General features: G+C 50.5%; 16 protein-coding genes. All 16 read left to right on the top strand.

Annotated features, from left to right (window positions below; translation table 11 throughout):
* Positions 1 to 81: 81 nt before the first annotated feature.
* The 16 genes from asnC to pstS all read left to right on the top strand — a co-directional run bounded on the left by asnC (position 82) and on the right by pstS (position 17,053).
* Positions 82 to 540, top strand: a complete 459-nt coding sequence (gene asnC / locus OGY08_RS09675; RefSeq protein ID WP_003023780.1) for a transcriptional regulator AsnC — start codon at positions 82 to 84, stop codon at positions 538 to 540.
* Positions 541 to 628: 88 nt separating this feature from the next.
* Positions 629 to 1,078 carry an FMN-binding protein MioC gene (gene mioC / locus OGY08_RS09680; RefSeq protein WP_125363083.1) on the top strand — a complete coding sequence of 150 codons (450 nt, stop codon included), beginning with the start codon at positions 629 to 631 and terminating at the stop codon, positions 1,076 to 1,078.
* Positions 1,079 to 1,450: 372 nt separating this feature from the next.
* The gene (gene mnmG, locus OGY08_RS09685) at positions 1,451 to 3,340 is read left to right on the top strand and encodes a tRNA uridine-5-carboxymethylaminomethyl(34) synthesis enzyme MnmG (RefSeq protein WP_125363082.1); all 1,890 of its coding nucleotides are present in this window, start codon (positions 1,451 to 1,453) and stop codon (positions 3,338 to 3,340) included.
* 102 nt (positions 3,341 to 3,442) lie between these two features.
* Positions 3,443 to 4,066: a 16S rRNA (guanine(527)-N(7))-methyltransferase RsmG gene (gene rsmG, locus OGY08_RS09690; RefSeq protein ID WP_003827017.1), complete on the top strand. Its 624-nt coding sequence runs from the start codon at positions 3,443 to 3,445 to the stop codon at positions 4,064 to 4,066.
* Positions 4,067 to 4,680: 614 nt separating this feature from the next.
* The gene (gene atpI, locus OGY08_RS09695) at positions 4,681 to 5,061 is read left to right on the top strand and encodes a F0F1 ATP synthase subunit I (RefSeq protein ID WP_003827019.1); all 381 of its coding nucleotides are present in this window, start codon (positions 4,681 to 4,683) and stop codon (positions 5,059 to 5,061) included.
* 7 nt (positions 5,062 to 5,068) lie between these two features.
* Positions 5,069 to 5,884, top strand: a complete 816-nt coding sequence (atpB, locus tag OGY08_RS09700) for a F0F1 ATP synthase subunit A (protein ID WP_003023792.1) — start codon at positions 5,069 to 5,071, stop codon at positions 5,882 to 5,884.
* 46 nt (positions 5,885 to 5,930) lie between these two features.
* Positions 5,931 to 6,170, top strand: a complete 240-nt coding sequence (gene atpE, locus OGY08_RS09705; protein ID WP_003023794.1) for a F0F1 ATP synthase subunit C — start codon at positions 5,931 to 5,933, stop codon at positions 6,168 to 6,170.
* A gap of 59 nt (positions 6,171 to 6,229) precedes the next feature.
* On the top strand, positions 6,230 to 6,700 hold the full coding sequence (gene atpF / locus OGY08_RS09710; protein ID WP_003827022.1) for a F0F1 ATP synthase subunit B: 471 nt from the start codon (positions 6,230 to 6,232) through the stop codon (positions 6,698 to 6,700).
* A gap of 14 nt (positions 6,701 to 6,714) precedes the next feature.
* The gene (atpH, locus tag OGY08_RS09715) at positions 6,715 to 7,248 is read left to right on the top strand and encodes a F0F1 ATP synthase subunit delta (RefSeq protein WP_003827024.1); all 534 of its coding nucleotides are present in this window, start codon (positions 6,715 to 6,717) and stop codon (positions 7,246 to 7,248) included.
* Between the two features lie 12 nt (positions 7,249 to 7,260).
* Entirely contained in the window at positions 7,261 to 8,802 is a 1,542-nt protein-coding gene (atpA, locus tag OGY08_RS09720) for a F0F1 ATP synthase subunit alpha (RefSeq protein WP_003827026.1), read from the top strand.
* Between the two features lie 50 nt (positions 8,803 to 8,852).
* On the top strand, positions 8,853 to 9,716 hold the full coding sequence (gene atpG, locus OGY08_RS09725; protein WP_006687765.1) for a F0F1 ATP synthase subunit gamma: 864 nt from the start codon (positions 8,853 to 8,855) through the stop codon (positions 9,714 to 9,716).
* 26 nt (positions 9,717 to 9,742) lie between these two features.
* Entirely contained in the window at positions 9,743 to 11,125 is a 1,383-nt protein-coding gene (atpD, locus tag OGY08_RS09730) for a F0F1 ATP synthase subunit beta (RefSeq protein ID WP_003023806.1), read from the top strand.
* Positions 11,126 to 11,145: 20 nt separating this feature from the next.
* The gene (locus OGY08_RS09735; RefSeq protein WP_003023809.1) at positions 11,146 to 11,565 is read left to right on the top strand and encodes a F0F1 ATP synthase subunit epsilon; all 420 of its coding nucleotides are present in this window, start codon (positions 11,146 to 11,148) and stop codon (positions 11,563 to 11,565) included.
* 673 nt (positions 11,566 to 12,238) lie between these two features.
* Positions 12,239 to 13,609, top strand: coding sequence for a bifunctional UDP-N-acetylglucosamine diphosphorylase/glucosamine-1-phosphate N-acetyltransferase GlmU (gene glmU / locus OGY08_RS09740; protein ID WP_125363081.1), 1,371 nt, complete (start codon positions 12,239 to 12,241; stop codon positions 13,607 to 13,609).
* Positions 13,610 to 13,848: 239 nt separating this feature from the next.
* The gene (gene glmS, locus OGY08_RS09745; protein WP_003827031.1) at positions 13,849 to 15,678 is read left to right on the top strand and encodes a glutamine--fructose-6-phosphate transaminase (isomerizing); all 1,830 of its coding nucleotides are present in this window, start codon (positions 13,849 to 13,851) and stop codon (positions 15,676 to 15,678) included.
* A 334-nt stretch (positions 15,679 to 16,012) separates the two neighbouring features.
* On the top strand, positions 16,013 to 17,053 hold the full coding sequence (gene pstS, locus OGY08_RS09750; protein ID WP_003827033.1) for a phosphate ABC transporter substrate-binding protein PstS: 1,041 nt from the start codon (positions 16,013 to 16,015) through the stop codon (positions 17,051 to 17,053).
* Positions 17,054 to 17,062 lie beyond the last annotated feature (9 nt).

Below are 17,062 nucleotides of genomic sequence, written 5' to 3' on the forward strand. Positions count from 1 at the left end.
ACAAAAAGCCGACTTCGATTTTGATTCGTTAAAAATTACGTCTAAAATAGAGTGAATCATTAATCTACATAAGAAAAACCTATGGAAAATTATCAGATCGACAATCTGGACCGCGGCATTCTTGACGCCTTAATGGAAAATGCTCGTACCGCCTACGCAGAATTAGCCAAACAGTTCGGCGTCAGCCCAGGAACAATTCACGTTCGCGTAGAAAAGATGAAGCAGGCGGGGATTATTACCGGCGCGCGGATTGATGTTAGTCCCAAACAATTGGGTTATGACGTCGGCTGCTTTATCGGCATCATCCTGAAAAGTGCGAAAGACTATCCGTCAGCGCTGGCCAGACTGGAAAGCCTCGATGAAGTGACCGAAGCGTATTACACCACCGGGCACTACAGCATCTTTATTAAGGTGATGTGCAAGTCGATCGACGCATTGCAGCAGGTACTTATCAACAAGATCCAAACAATTGACGAAATTCAGTCCACGGAAACGCTGATCGTCCTGCAAAACCCGATCATGCGTACCATCAAGCCGTGATCGCTTTTTTTAATACCCTGGTTTTCCACAGGTAGATCCCAGCTCGCTCACAGCGTACAATACGCCCTCTTTATAAAGGTGGGCGATCATGGCAGACATCACTCTTATCAGCGGTAGTACGCTTGGCAGTGCGGAATATGTAGCAGAGCATCTGGCTGAAAAGCTGGACGACGCCGGTTTTTCCAGCGAAATACTGCATGGGCCAATGCTTGAAGAGGTTCCGACTGACGGGATCTGGCTGATTATCAGCTCCACGCACGGTGCGGGAGATATTCCTGACAACCTGCAGCCTTTATATGATGCGTTACGCGAGCAAAAGCCGGACCTGTCACTAGTGCGCTTTGGTGCAATCGGGATCGGCAGTCGTGAATATGACACCTTTTGCGGCGCAATCGACAAGCTGGAAGCCGAATTGAAGGCCAGTGGGGCAAAACAGATCGGCGAAACTCTCAGGATCAACGTGCTGGAACATGAAATTCCGGAAGATCCGGCTGAAATTTGGCTGGGATCATGGCATCCGTTGCTCAGAGATTTGTAAAGATCGTACTTTTTTATGTGGATAACTCTGGTTAAAAGCTTGGATCAACCGGTAGTTATCCCAAGAACAACCGTTGTTCAGTTTTTGAGTTGTGTATAACCCTTCATTCTGATCCCAGCTTATACGGACCAGGATCACCGATCATTCACAGCTAATGATCCTCAGCAACCTGTTGATCTTACTTAAAGGATCGTCCTTATCCACAGAAAGGTGCGATCCTAATAAGAGATCACAATAAAACAGATCTCTAAATAAAAAGATCTTCTTTTTAATACCCAGGATCCCAGGTCTTTCTCCATCGACTAAAGTTGAGTAGAATCCACGGCCCGGGCTTCAATCCATTTTCACACCGCGTTATGCGAGGCAATTACCATGTTTTATCAGGATCCTTTTGACGTCATCATCATTGGCGGGGGTCATGCAGGCACCGAGGCCGCAATGGCCGCGGCGCGAATGGGTCAACAGACTCTGCTTTTGACACACAATATCGACACTCTGGGGCAGATGAGCTGCAACCCGGCGATCGGCGGTATTGGGAAGGGACACCTGGTAAAAGAAGTGGATGCGCTTGGTGGGTTGATGGCAAAAGCGATCGACCACGCGGGTATCCAGTTTAGGATACTAAACGCAAGCAAAGGGCCAGCCGTTCGCGCTACCCGAGCTCAGGCCGATCGTGTGCTCTATCGCCAGGCGGTACGCACTGCGCTGGAGAATCAACCCAACCTGATGATCTTCCAGCAGGCGGTTGAAGATCTGATTGTCGAAAACGATCGCGTTGTGGGTGCAGTAACCCAAATGGGACTGAAGTTCCGTGCCAAAGCGGTCGTATTAACCGTGGGGACTTTCCTCGACGGCAAAATTCATATTGGTCTGGATAACTACAGCGGTGGCCGCGCTGGCGATCCGCCGTCCATCCCGCTGTCACGCCGTCTGCGTGAACTGCCGCTGCGCGTCAGCCGCCTGAAAACCGGTACACCGCCGCGTATCGATGCGCGCACGATTGATTTCAGCGTGCTCAGCCAGCAAAACAGCGATAACCCGATGCCGGTCTTCTCATTCCTGGGCGATGCTTCTCAACATCCGCGCCAGATGCCGTGTTACATCACGCATACCAATGAGAAAACCCATGACGTGATCCGCAATAACCTCGATCGTAGCCCAATGTACGCTGGCGTGATCGAAGGTATCGGCCCACGCTACTGCCCGTCGATCGAAGACAAAGTGATGCGCTTTGCCGATCGTAACCAGCATCAGATCTTCCTCGAACCGGAAGGTCTAACCTCTAACGAAATTTACCCGAATGGCATCTCCACCAGCCTGCCGTTCGATGTGCAGATGCAAATTGTCCGCTCCATGCAGGGGATGGAAAATGCCAGAATCGTCCGCCCTGGCTACGCAATTGAGTATGATTTCTTCGATCCGCGTGATCTAAAACCTACTCTGGAAAGCAAATTCATCCAGGGTCTGTTCTTTGCGGGCCAGATTAACGGTACAACTGGTTATGAAGAAGCCGCCGCACAAGGCATGCTGGCTGGTCTGAACGCCGCACGTTTGTCTGCTGAAAAAGAGGGGTGGGCACCGCGTCGCGATCAGGCTTATCTTGGCGTGCTGGTGGACGACCTGTGTACGCTGGGCACCAAAGAACCGTACCGTATGTTCACATCTCGCGCTGAATACCGTTTGATGCTGCGTGAAGATAACGCCGACCTGCGTCTGACCGAAATTGGTCGTGAACTGGGTCTGGTGGACGATGAGCGCTGGGCTCGCTTCAACGAGAAACTGGAGCGCATCGAACAGGAACGCCAACGTCTCAAATCAACCTGGGTGAATCCGTTAGCGGAATCCGCAGCAGAAGTGAATGCTCACCTGGCGACACCTCTGTCACGTGAAGCGAGCGGTGAAGATCTGCTGCGTCGCCCGGATATGACTTATGCTCAGTTGACCTCTTTATCTGCGTTCGCACCCGCGCTTGATGATGCTCAGGCCGCAGAACAGGTTGAGATTCAGGTGAAATATGAAGGGTATATTGCCCGTCAGCTGGAAGAAATTGAAAGACAACAGCGCAATGAAAACACCCTGTTGCCTGCAACGCTGGATTATCGTCAGGTCTCTGGCTTGTCGAATGAAGTTATCGCTAAGCTGAACGATCACAAACCCGTTTCGATCGGTCAGGCATCGCGTATTTCTGGCATAACGCCTGCCGCCATCTCCATTCTGCTGGTATGGCTGAAAAAACAAGGTATGCTGCGCCGCAGCGCTTGATAACACTATTTTGGCGGGGGCGCTTCGCTTGCCCGCCGTACAAATTTGTAGGCCCGATAAGCGAAAGCGCATCGGGCATTTGATTATTAACAGGTAACGACCGTGCTCAACAAACTCTCTCGTCTGCTGGCTGATGCCGGTATTTCTCTTACCGATCACCAGAAAAATCAGCTGATTGCGTATGTCGATATGCTGCACAAATGGAACAAAGCCTACAACCTGACGTCGGTGCGGGATCCAAACGAAATGCTGGTGCGCCATATTCTGGACAGCATTGTCGTTGCACCGTATCTGAAGGGTGAGCGTTTTATCGATGTAGGTACGGGACCGGGCCTGCCGGGAATTCCGCTCTCTATCGTGCGTCCAGAAGCGCATTTCACACTGCTCGATAGCCTGGGAAAACGTGTTCGTTTCTTGCGTCAGGTGCAGCATGAGCTTGCGCTTACTAACATCACTCCAGTGCAAAGCCGTGTTGAAGAATTTCCTTCAGAACCGCCGTTTGATGGGGTGATTAGCCGTGCTTTCGCTTCACTCAATGATATGGTGAGCTGGTGTCACCATTTGCCGGGCCAGAATGGGCGTTTTTATGCGCTAAAAGGGCAGTTGCCTGCAGATGAAATTGATTCGCTGCCAGCAGAATTCAGCGTTGAGTCCGTCGAAAAATTACGCGTTCCGCAGTTGGATGGTGAACGTCATTTGGTGGTTATTAAGCCAAACAAAATTTAATTTTTATCAAAAAAAATAGAGAAAAAACGGCTTTTCAGGTGTTAAAAGTCATAGGTAATAGTGTGGTTAAATGTCGTTACATTTCACTAGTGTCTTACGGTTTTGCATCATAACTATAACGTACCGTTTTTTGTTAAAAGCGAAACAAGTCAGCTGTGAAAATATCAGTCTGCTAAAAATAGAACGTAAGAATCACCGCTCGTGTTAATTTTTTATTATAAATGTCAATGAGCGGTTTTTTTGTTGTTAGGCGTTGTTTTTGAAATAGTGGCTATTTTTACGCTTAAATATCAAAAAGATGAAAAGGCATCAATTGCCACGTAAATAAATTATGCGAAGGTGAATATGTTCAATATGTGATCTGGTGCACGCTTTGACGCCAGTGTTTTCGCGGCATTTGCAGTTTTGCATGATCGTTCACAGTTTGCCTAAAAGTAATAAATGTGGGGCAGCGAAAAATATTTAAACATTTATTCACTTTTTAGCTACTTATTGTTTGAAATCACGAAGGCGCACCGTATAATTTGTCCGCTTTTTGATGCTTGACTCTAAGCCATAAAGAACGTTTTATACGACACGCGGCATACCTCGAAGGGAGCAGGAGTAAAAACGTGATGTCTATGTCGCTCTTGAGTCGAAACGTTGCTCGTAAGCTTTTGCTCACACAGCTTCTGGTTGTAATAGCAAGTGGATTGCTGTTTAGCCTCAAAGACCCTTTCTGGGGCATCTCCGCTTTGTGTGGAGGATTGGCAGTGTTACTGCCTAATGTGTTGTTTATGATATTTGCCTGGCGTCACCAGGTACATACACCAGCGAAGGGCCGAGTAGCCTGGTCGTTCGCTTTCGGCGAAGCCTTCAAGGTGTTAGCGATGCTGGTGTTGTTGGTGGTGGCGTTGGCTGTTTTGAAAGCGGTATTCATGCCGCTGATCGTTACGTGGGTTTTGGTGCTGGTGGTTCAGATACTGGCGCCGGCTGTAATTAACAACAAAGGGTAAAGGCATCATGGCTTCAGAAAATATGACGCCGCAGGATTACATAGGACACCATCTGAATAACCTTCAGTTGGACCTACGTACATTCTCGCTGGTGGATCCGCACAACCCCCCAGCCACCTTCTGGACGCTCAATATTGACTCCATTTTCTTCTCGGTGGTTCTGGGTCTGTTGTTCCTGCTTATGTTCCGTAGCGTAGCCAAAAAGGCGACCAGCGGCGTACCAGGTAAATTTCAGACCGCGATTGAGCTGGTAATCGGCTTTGTGCATGGTAGCGTGAAAGACATGTACCATGGCAAAAGCAAGCTGATTGCTCCGCTGGCCCTGACGATTTTCGTCTGGGTATTCCTGATGAACTTGATGGATTTGCTGCCTATCGACCTGCTGCCGTACATCGGTGAGCATATCTTTGGCCTACCGGCTCTGCGTGTGGTTCCGTCTGCTGACGTGAACATCACCCTGTCGATGGCGCTGGGCGTATTTATCCTCATTCTGTTCTACAGCATCAAAATGAAAGGCATCGGTGGCTTCGCGAAAGAGTTGACGCTGCAGCCGTTCAATCACTGGGCGTTCATCCCTGTCAACTTAATCCTTGAAGGGGTAAGCCTGCTGTCCAAACCAATCTCTCTTGGTCTGCGACTGTTCGGCAACATGTATGCCGGTGAGCTGATTTTCATTCTGATTGCTGGTCTGTTGCCGTGGTGGTCACAGTGGATCCTGAATGTGCCTTGGGCCATTTTCCACATACTGATTATCACGCTGCAAGCCTTCATATTTATGGTTCTGACGATTGTCTATCTGTCGATGGCATCTGAAGAGCATTAATTTACCAACACTACTACGTTTTAACTGAAACAAACTGGAGACTGTCATGGAAAACCTGAATATGGATCTGCTGTACATTGCTGCCGCTGTGATGATGGGTCTGGCGGCAATCGGTGCTGCGATCGGTATCGGCATCCTCGGGGGTAAATTCCTGGAAGGCGCAGCGCGTCAACCGGATCTGATTCCTCTGCTGCGTACTCAGTTCTTTATCGTTATGGGTCTGGTGGATGCAATCCCAATGATCGCTGTAGGTCTGGGTCTGTACGTGATGTTTGCTGTCGCGTAGTAAGCGTTGCTTGAATTAAGAGCAATATCAGAACGTTAACTAGATAGAGGCATTGTGCTGTGAATCTTAACGCAACAATCCTCGGCCAGGCCATCGCGTTTGTCCTGTTCGTTCTGTTCTGCATGAAGTACGTATGGCCGCCATTAATGGCTGCCATCGAAAAACGTCAAAAAGAAATTGCTGACGGCCTTGCTTCTGCAGAACGAGCACATAAGGATCTTGACCTTGCAAAGGCCAGCGCGACCGACCAGCTGAAAAAAGCGAAGGCGGAAGCTCAGGTAATCATCGAGCAGGCGAACAAACGCCGTGCTCAGATCCTGGACGAAGCTAAAACTGAAGCAGAGCAGGAACGTACTAAAATCGTGGCACAGGCGCAGGCGGAAATTGACGCCGAGCGTAAACGTGCTCGCGAAGAGCTGCGTAAGCAAGTTGCTATCCTGGCTGTTGCTGGCGCCGAGAAGATCATCGAACGTTCCGTGGATGAAGCTGCTAATAGCGACATCGTGGACAAACTTGTCGCTGAACTGTAAGGAGGGAGGGGCTGATGTCTGAATTTATTACGGTAGCTCGCCCCTACGCCAAAGCAGCTTTTGACTTTGCCGTTGAGCACCAAAGCATTGACCGTTGGCAGGATATGTTGACGTTCGCCGCTGAGGTGACAAAAAACGAACAAATGGCAGAGCTTCTCTCTGGCGCGCTGGCGCCGGAAACGCTCGCTGAGTCGTTTATCGCCGTGTGCGGTGAGCAGCTGGACGAAAGCGGCCAAAACCTGATTAGGGTTATGGCTGAAAATAACCGTCTGAATGCGCTCCCGGATGTTCTTGAGCAGTTTATTCACCTGCGTGCAGCCAGTGAGGCTATCTCTGAGGTAGAAGTCACTTCTGCCAATGCACTGAGTGATGAACAGCTTACGAAGATTAGTGCTGCGATGGAAAAACGTCTGTCACGCAAAGTTAAGCTGAATTGCAAAATCGATAAGTCTGTAATGGCAGGCGTAATCATCCGAGCGGGTGATATGGTCATTGATGGCAGCGTACGCGGCCGTCTTGAGCGCCTTGCAGACGTCTTGCAGTCTTAAGGGGACTGGAGCATGCAACTGAATTCCACCGAAATCAGCGAACTGATCAAGCAGCGCATTGCTCAGTTCAGTGTTGTGAGCGAAGCTCATAACGAAGGTACTATTGTTTCTGTAAGTGACGGTGTTATCCGCATTCACGGCCTGGCCGATTGTATGCAGGGTGAGATGATTTCCCTGCCGGGTAACCGTTACGCTATCGCACTGAACCTGGAGCGCGACTCCGTAGGTGCAGTTGTGATGGGTCCATACGCTGACCTCGCCGAAGGCATGAAGGTTAAGTGTACGGGTCGTATTCTGGAAGTTCCGGTTGGCCGTGGCCTGCTGGGGCGTGTGGTGAACACTCTGGGTTCCCCGATTGACGGTAAAGGTCCGGTTGATAACGATGGCTTCTCGCCAATCGAAGTTATCGCACCAGGCGTAATCGAACGTCAGTCCGTCGATCAGCCAGTACAGACCGGTTATAAATCTGTTGATGCCATGATCCCAATCGGTCGTGGCCAGCGTGAGCTGATCATCGGTGACCGTCAGACAGGTAAAACTGCGATGGCAATCGATGCCATCATCAACCAGCGTGATTCCGGCATCAAATGTGTGTACGTGGCTATCGGCCAGAAAGCGTCCACCATTTCTAACGTGGTTCGTAAACTGGAAGAACACGGCGCATTGTCCAACACCATCGTTGTTGTGGCGACCGCGTCTGAATCTGCTGCACTGCAATACCTGGCACCATATGCCGGTTGCGCAATGGGCGAATACTTCCGTGACCGCGGTGAAGATGCACTGATCGTTTACGATGACCTGTCTAAACAGGCCGTTGCTTACCGTCAGGTTTCCCTGCTGCTGCGTCGTCCGCCAGGACGTGAAGCATTCCCGGGCGACGTATTTTACCTCCACTCTCGTCTGCTGGAACGCGCATCCCGCGTAAACGCGGAATACGTTGAGAAGTTCACCAATGGTGAAGTTAAAGGTAAAACCGGCTCCCTGACCGCTCTGCCGATTATCGAAACCCAGGCGGGTGACGTTTCTGCGTTCGTTCCGACCAACGTAATTTCCATTACCGATGGTCAGATCTTCCTGGAAACCAACCTGTTTAACTCCGGTATTCGTCCGGCAGTTAACCCGGGTATCTCCGTATCTCGTGTTGGTGGTGCAGCGCAGACCAAGATCATCAAGAAACTGTCCGGTGGTATTCGTACCGCTCTGGCACAGTATCGTGAACTGGCAGCGTTTTCTCAGTTCGCTTCCGACCTGGATGAAGCTACTCGTAAGCAGCTGAGCCATGGTCAGAAAGTAACTGAACTGCTGAAGCAGAAACAGTATGCGCCAATGTCTGTTGCACAGCAGGGTGTGGTGCTGTTTGCGGCTGAACGCGGTTACCTCGAAGATGTGGAACTGGCGAAAATCGGTAGCTTCGAAGCCGCTCTGCTGGCTTACGTTGACCGTGACCACGCTCCGCTGATGCAAGAGATCAACCAGTCCGGTGGCTATAACGATGAAATCGAAGGCAAGCTGAAAGCTATCCTCGATTCCTTCAAGGCAACCCAGTCCTGGTAACGTCTGGCGGTCTGCTTTAGGGCGGACCGCAAGGCATTGAGGAGAAGCTCATGGCCGGCGCAAAAGAGATACGTAGTAAGATCGCAAGCGTCCAGAACACGCAGAAGATCACTAAAGCGATGGAGATGGTCGCCGCTTCCAAAATGCGTAAATCGCAGGATCGCATGGCGGCCAGCCGTCCTTATGCAGAGACCATGCGCAAAGTGATTGGTCACCTTGCGAATGGTAATCTGGAATATAAGCACCCTTACCTGGAAGAACGCGACGTTAAACGCGTGGGCTACCTGGTGGTGTCGACCGACCGTGGTCTGTGCGGTGGCTTGAACATTAACCTGTTCAAAAAGCTGCTGGCGGATATGAAAACATGGTCCGATAAAGGCGTTCAGTGCGATATCGCAATGATCGGCTCTAAGGGCGTGTCTTTCTTTAACTCCGTTGGCGGAAACGTGATCGCTCAGGTAACCGGCATGGGGGATAACCCTTCCCTGTCCGAACTGATCGGTCCGGTTAAAGTGATGCTGCAGGCCTACGACGAAGGTCGTCTGGACAAACTGTACGTTGTCAGCAACAAATTTATTAACACCATGTCTCAGACGCCAACCATCACTCAATTGCTGCCTCTGCCGGCATCAGATGATGATGAATTGAAGCGTAAATCCTGGGATTACCTGTATGAGCCAGACCCGAAAGCGCTGCTGGATACCTTGCTGCGTCGTTATGTCGAGTCTCAGGTTTATCAGGGCGTGGTAGAAAACCTGGCCAGCGAGCAGGCCGCACGTATGGTGGCGATGAAAGCCGCGACCGACAATGGCGGCAGCCTGATTAAAGAGCTGCAGTTGGTATACAACAAAGCTCGTCAGGCCAGCATTACTCAGGAACTCACCGAAATCGTCGGTGGTGCATCCGCGGTATAACCAGGTTAATTCGTAGAGGATTCAAGATGGCTACTGGAAAAATTGTCCAGGTAATCGGCGCCGTGGTTGACGTCGAATTCCCTCAGGATGCCGTACCGCGCGTGTACGATGCTCTTGAGGTTATGAATGGTAAAGAGAGCCTGGTGCTGGAAGTTCAGCAGCAGCTCGGCGGCGGTATCGTACGTACCATCGCCATGGGTTCTTCCGACGGTCTGCGTCGTGGTCTGGAAGTTAAAGACCTCGAACACCCGATCGAAGTCCCGGTAGGTAAAGCAACCCTGGGTCGTATCATGAACGTCCTGGGTCACCCGATCGACATGAAAGGCGATATCGGTGAAGAAGAGCGTTGGGCTATCCACCGCGCAGCACCTTCCTACGAAGAGCTGTCCAGCTCTCAGGAACTGCTGGAAACCGGCATCAAAGTTATCGACCTGATGTGTCCGTTCGCTAAGGGCGGTAAAGTCGGTCTGTTCGGTGGTGCGGGTGTAGGTAAAACCGTAAACATGATGGAGCTGATCCGTAACATCGCGATCGAACACTCCGGTTACTCCGTGTTTGCGGGCGTAGGTGAACGTACTCGTGAGGGTAACGACTTCTACCACGAAATGACCGACTCCAACGTACTGGACAAAGTGTCCCTGGTATATGGCCAGATGAACGAGCCGCCGGGAAACCGTCTGCGCGTTGCACTGACCGGTCTGACCATGGCTGAGAAGTTCCGTGACGAAGGTCGTGACGTTCTGCTGTTCGTTGATAACATCTACCGTTACACCCTGGCCGGTACAGAAGTATCTGCACTGCTGGGTCGTATGCCATCAGCGGTAGGCTACCAGCCGACCCTGGCGGAAGAGATGGGTGTTCTTCAGGAACGTATCACCTCTACCAAAACCGGTTCTATCACCTCCGTTCAGGCGGTATACGTACCTGCGGATGACTTGACTGACCCGTCCCCAGCAACCACCTTTGCTCACTTAGATGCAACCGTGGTACTGAGCCGTCAGATCGCTTCTCTGGGTATCTACCCGGCAGTTGACCCGCTGGACTCCACCAGCCGTCAGTTGGATCCGCTGGTTGTTGGTCAGGAACACTACGACACCGCGCGTGGCGTACAGTCCCTGCTGCAGCGTTATCAGGAACTGAAAGACATCATCGCCATCCTGGGTATGGATGAACTGTCTGAAGAAGATAAACTGGTGGTAGCACGTGCGCGTAAGATCCAGCGCTTCCTGTCCCAGCCGTTCTTCGTTGCGGAAGTATTCACCGGTTCTCCGGGTAAATACGTTTCCCTGAAAGACACCATCCGTGGCTTTAAAGGCATCATGGAAGGCGAATACGACCACCTGCCAGAGCAGGCGTTCTACATGGTTGGTTCTATCGACGAAGCCGTGGAAAAAGCCAAAAAACTTTAACGCCTTAATCGGAGGGTGATATGGCAATGACTTACCACCTGGACGTCGTCAGCGCAGAGCAACAAATGTTCTCTGGTCTGGTCGAGAAAATCCAGGTAACGGGTAGTGAAGGTGAACTGGGTATTTTCCCGGGTCACGCACCGCTGCTCACCGCCATTAAGCCTGGTATGATCCGCATCGTTAAACAGTTCGGTCATGAAGAGTTTATCTATCTGTCCGGCGGCATTCTTGAAGTGCAGCCTGGCAGCGTGACCGTACTGGCTGATACCGCGATTCGCGGACAGGATCTCGATGAAGCGAGAGCCCTGGAAGCGAAGCGTAAGGCTGAAGAGCACATTAAGAGCTCTCATGGTGACGTGGATTACGCTCAGGCATCTGCGGAACTGGCCAAAGCGATCGCGAAACTGCGCGTTATCGAGTTGACCAAAAAAGCGATGTAACACCGGCTTGAAAAGCACAAAGGCCAGTCTGGTTTCCAGGCTGGCTTTTTTTATGGCTTGGTTACAGGAAATATGTAAATAAAAAGCAGTTTTATTATTTCGTGATTTAGATCATAAAAATATTGATTGGTTAAAAAATGAGGCGTAGACTCTTTTTTATGTGATGCATGTCACACAATGAACTCAGATAAAAAAGAGATACCAACATGAAATTGATCAACAAAATCATCGCCCTGTTCAGCAATATGAGTTTTTAGTTTTTCCCTACCTGCTCTGTGGCGCGAAGCTTAATACGGTTATCAGCTAGCGTCATCGTTATTAAATCCCCCCTCCTTCGCTGTATCATTTGTTCTCTATCCTTCCTCCCCTCAATTTTCCCAACCCGTTTTTTTGCTTCTCACTGAATCACATAAATAAAATCGTTCTATGCTGATGTAATGCTTTATTCATGCGGTAAAAAAATAGCAAAAACATTAACCTAAGGCTTTAATAAGAGCAGACTCCTGGTTTTTGGGAGACAAAAGACGCAGATATAGACGAAAATAGTGAGTTATCAGATGGGGAATCCCCCCTGTTGAACGTTTTATCTTCGGTCCATTTTACGCTGAAAAAAATGTAGTATTTTCAATGTGAAACGGTATAAATTCGTTCTCAAATTACAGTCAGGACGTGTATGTTGAATAATGCTATGAGCGTTGTGATCCTTGCCGCAGGCAAAGGCACGCGTATGTATTCCGATCTTCCTAAAGTGCTGCACACCCTCGCAGGAAAACCGATGGTTCAGCATGTCATTGATGCAGCTAATGAATTAGGTGCGACTCATGTACACCTTGTCTACGGACACGGTGGCGATCTGCTTAAGCAAACGCTGAAAGATGGCAATCTGAATTGGGTTCTGCAGGCTGAGCAGTTGGGTACCGGCCATGCAATGCAGCAGGCGGCGCCATTCTTTAGTGATGACGAAAACATTTTAATGCTCTATGGCGATGTGCCGCTGATCTCTACCGATACCTTACGTCGCCTGCGTGAAGCTAAACCGCAGGGTGGTATCGGTTTGTTAACGGTAAAACTGGACGACCCATCCGGCTATGGGCGTATTACCCGTGATAACGGCAAAGTTACTGGCATTGTTGAGCATAAAGATGCAACCGACGAGCAGCGTCAAATCCAGGAAATCAACACTGGCATTCTGATTGCCAACGGCGCTGACATGAAGCGTTGGCTGTCTAAACTGACCAACAACAACGTGCAGGGTGAATACTACATCACCGATATCATCGCGATGGCGTATCAGGAAGGACGTGAAATTGCGGCAGTACATCCGGCACGAATCAGTGAAACGGAAGGGGTAAATAACCGCCTTCAGTTATCCCGTCTGGAACGTGTGTATCAGTCCGAGCAGGCAGAAAAACTGCTGCTGGCGGGCGTGATGCTGCGCGATCCTGCACGTTTTGATCTTCGCGGTACGCTGATTCACGGGCGCGATGTTGAAATTGATACTAACGTTATCATTGAAGGTAACGTAACCGTTGGGGATCGCGTCAAGATTGGCGCTGGCTGCATCATCAAAAACAGCGTGATTGGTGAGGGGTGTGAGCTTAGCCCGTACAGTGTGTTGGAAGATGCACATCTGGAAGCCGCTTGCACCATCGGTCCATTCGCGCGTCTACGCCCGGGTGCTGAGCTGCAGGAAGGCGCACACGTGGGTAACTTCGTCGAAATGAAAAAAGCGCGTCTGGGTAAAGGCTCTAAAGCTGGTCATTTGACCTATCTGGGCGATGCGGAAATTGGCGATAATGTGAATATCGGCGCGGGTACGATCACCTGCAACTACGATGGTGCCAATAAGTTTAAAACCATTATTGGTGATGATGTGTTTGTGGGTTCTGATACTCAGCTGGTGGCACCTGTCACCGTGGGTAAAGGTGCGACGATTGCCGCAGGAACCACCGTAACGCGTAATGTCGCCGATAACGAATTGGTATTAAGCCGTGTACCTCAGGTCCATAAACAGGGCTGGCAGCGTCCGGTGAAGAAGAAGTAATTTATTTTTGCCGGATGGCGGCTTTGCCTTATCCGGCCTACGTGCGGTGACGTTCTGTAGGCCTGATAAGCGTGAGCGCCATCAGGCAGACAAGAGATGAGGGGATAATATAATCCTCCGCTCAACAAGCAGTACCTATAAAAATAACCCCACTCTCTACAAGGCTCGGGGCGCCCGAAATACGGGTATCAGGTTGACCGACAACGACAGGCTAATGCCTAAATTCGGAATCAAAAAATATGTGTGGAATTGTTGGCGCTATCGCGCAGCGTGATGTAGCTGAAATCCTTCTCGAAGGTTTACGTCGTCTGGAATATCGTGGTTATGACTCTGCTGGTCTGGCCGTTGTCGATGCTGAAGGCAACATGACCCGTCTGCGTCGTCTGGGTAAAGTGCAGATGCTGACTGCTGCTGCGGAAGAACATCCGCTGCATGGTGGTACTGGTATTGCTCACACCCGCTGGGCGACACACGGTGAACCTTCAGAAGCGAACGCGCATCCCCATGTTTCTGAACACATTGTTGTGGTGCATAACGGCATCATTGAAAACCATGAACCACTGCGTGAGCTGTTGAAAACGCGTGGCTACACCTTTGTTTCTGAAACCGACACCGAAGTGATTGCTCACCTGGTGCACTGGGAGCTGGAACAGGGTGGTACGCTGCGTGAAGCCGTGCTGCGTACTATTCCGCAGCTGCGCGGTGCCTACGGCACGGTGATCATGGATACCCGTAACCCGGAAACCCTGCTGGCGGCCCGTTCTGGCAGCCCGCTGGTGATTGGTCTGGGTATGGGTGAGAACTTTATCGCTTCCGATCAGCTGGCACTGCTGCCGGTAACCCGTCGCTTCATCTTCCTGGAAGAGGGCGACATCGCGGAAGTAACCCGTCGTTCGGTCTCTATTTTCGACAAGTCTGGCGCGGAAGTGAAACGTCAGGATATCGAATCTAATCTGCAATACGATGCGGGCGAAAAAGGTATTTATCGCCACTACATGCAGAAAGAGATTTACGAACAACCGAACGCAATTAAAAACACGCTGACCGGCCGTATCAGCCACGGTGAAGTGGATTTAAGCGAGCTGGGTTCGCATGCCAACGAGTTGCTGTCTCAGGTTGAGCATATCCAGATTATCGCCTGCGGTACGTCGTACAACTCCGGTATGGTGTCCCGCTACTGGTTTGAATCGCTGGCTGGCATTCCTTGTGATGTCGAAATTGCTTCCGAATTCCGTTATCGCAAATCCGCCGTGCGTCGTAACAGCCTGATGATCACCCTTTCCCAGTCTGGTGAAACGGCAGATACCCTGGCGGGTCTGCGCTTATCCAAAGAGTTGGGCTATCTGGGCTCGCTGGCTATTTGTAACGTACCGGGCTCTTCTCTGGTGCGCGAATCCGACCTGGCGATGATGACCAATGCCGGTACCGAAATCGGCGTGGCCTCCACGAAAGCATTTACCACTCAGCTGACCGTTCTGCTGATGCTGGTGGCGAAACTGTCTCGTCTGAAAGGCCTGGATGTGGCTATTGAGCAGGAAATCGTTCACGGTCTGCAGGCGCTGCCGAGCCGTATTGAGCAGATGCTGTCTCAGGACAAACGCATTGCCGCTCTGGCTGAAGGTTTCTCTGATAAACACCATGCGCTGTTCCTGGGCCGTGGCGATCAGTACCCGATTGCGCTGGAAGGCGCGCTGAAGCTGAAAGAGATCTCTTATATTCACGCTGAAGCTTATGCCGCAGGCGAACTGAAACACGGTCCGCTGGCGCTGATTGATGCCGATATGCCGGTTATCGTGGTTGCGCCGAACAACGAACTGCTGGAAAAACTGAAGTCCAACATTGAAGAAGTTCGCGCCCGTGGCGGTCAGCTGTACGTCTTTGCTGACCAGGATGCTGGCTTTACCAGCAGCGAAAACATGCACATCATTGAGATGCCGCATGTGGAAGAGGTGATTGCACCGATCTTCTATACCGTTCCGCTGCAGTTGCTGGCGTATCATGTGGCGCTGATTAAAGGCACCGACGTGGATCAGCCGCGTAACCTGGCGAAGTCGGTTACCGTAGAGTAATCCGTACATAACTGAACTGAAAATGCCCTGCTATAAGCGGGGCATTTTTTTAAACTTGTTCTGTTTTTAATCAATTATCCCGCCTGTTTTATGTGACAAACCGTCATCTTCAGCTACTGTTTGCAGTGTCATAAAAAGAAAATTTTAGCGAAATGTTATTGTCATGGTAATAGTTAACGTTTTGTTTTGAATGTGTTTTTAGGTAAATAACTTCTCGTATTTTTCATTGTCATAAAACTGTCATATTTCGTACATTTAACTGTCACCTGTTTGTCCTATTTTGCTCACAGTAGCAACTCAAACAACGATTTACGAAAACCGTGCAGGAGACATTATGAAAGTTATGCGTACCACTGTCGCAACTGTTGTCGCCGCGACCTTATCCATGAGCGCGTTCTCTGCGTTTGCAGCAGCGAGCCTGACAGGTGCAGGTGCAACCTTCCCTGCGCCAGTGTATGCCAAATGGGCAGATACCTATCAGAAAGAGACCGGTAGCAAAGTAAACTACCAGGGTATCGGCTCCTCCGGTGGTGTAAAACAAATTACGGCCAATACCGTTGATTTCGGCGCTTCTGATGCCCCGCTGTCTGACGAGAAACTGGCACAAGAAGGCCTGTTCCAGTTCCCGACCGTTATCGGCGGTGTGGTGCTGGCGGTGAATATCCCTGGACTGAAATCCGGCGAGCTGGTGCTTGACGGTAAAACGCTGGGCGACATCTACCTCGGTAAAATTAAGAAGTGGGATGACGAAGCCATCACCAAACTGAACCCAGGTCTGAAGCTGCCTTCGCAAAATATCGCCGTTGTGCGTCGCGCTGATGGTTCTGGTACTTCCTTCGTCTTCACTAGCTACCTGGCGAAAGTGAACGAAGAGTGGAAATCTAAAATTGGTTCCGGCTCTACCGTTAACTGGCCGACCGGTCTGGGCGGTAAAGGTAACGACGGTATCGCCGCGTTCGTACAGCGTCTGCCGGGTTCTATCGGTTACGTTGAGTACGCTTACGCTAAGCAGAACAACCTGGCGTACACCAAGCTGGTCTCTGCTGATGGTAAACCGGTAAGTCCGACCGAAGAAAACTTTGCCAACGCCGCTAAAGGCGCTGACTGGAGCAAAACTTTCGCTCAGGATCTGACTAACCAGAAAGGTGACGATGCGTGGCCAATCACTTCCACCACCTTCATCCTGGTCCATAAAGAGCAGAAGAAGCCTGAGCAGGGCGTTGAAGTGCTGAAATTCTTCGACTGGGCATACAAAAATGGTGGCAAACAGGCTAATGACCTGGATTACGCCAGCCTGCCGGACAGCGTGGTTGAGCAGATTCGTGCTGCATGGAAGACCAACGTGAAAGACAGCAGCGGTAAAGCGCTGTACTAATAGAATATC

Origin of the sequence: Citrobacter sp. Cpo069, assembly GCF_030332785.1 — a bacterium.
Taxonomy (GTDB): Bacteria; Pseudomonadota; Gammaproteobacteria; order Enterobacterales; family Enterobacteriaceae; genus Citrobacter; species Citrobacter portucalensis.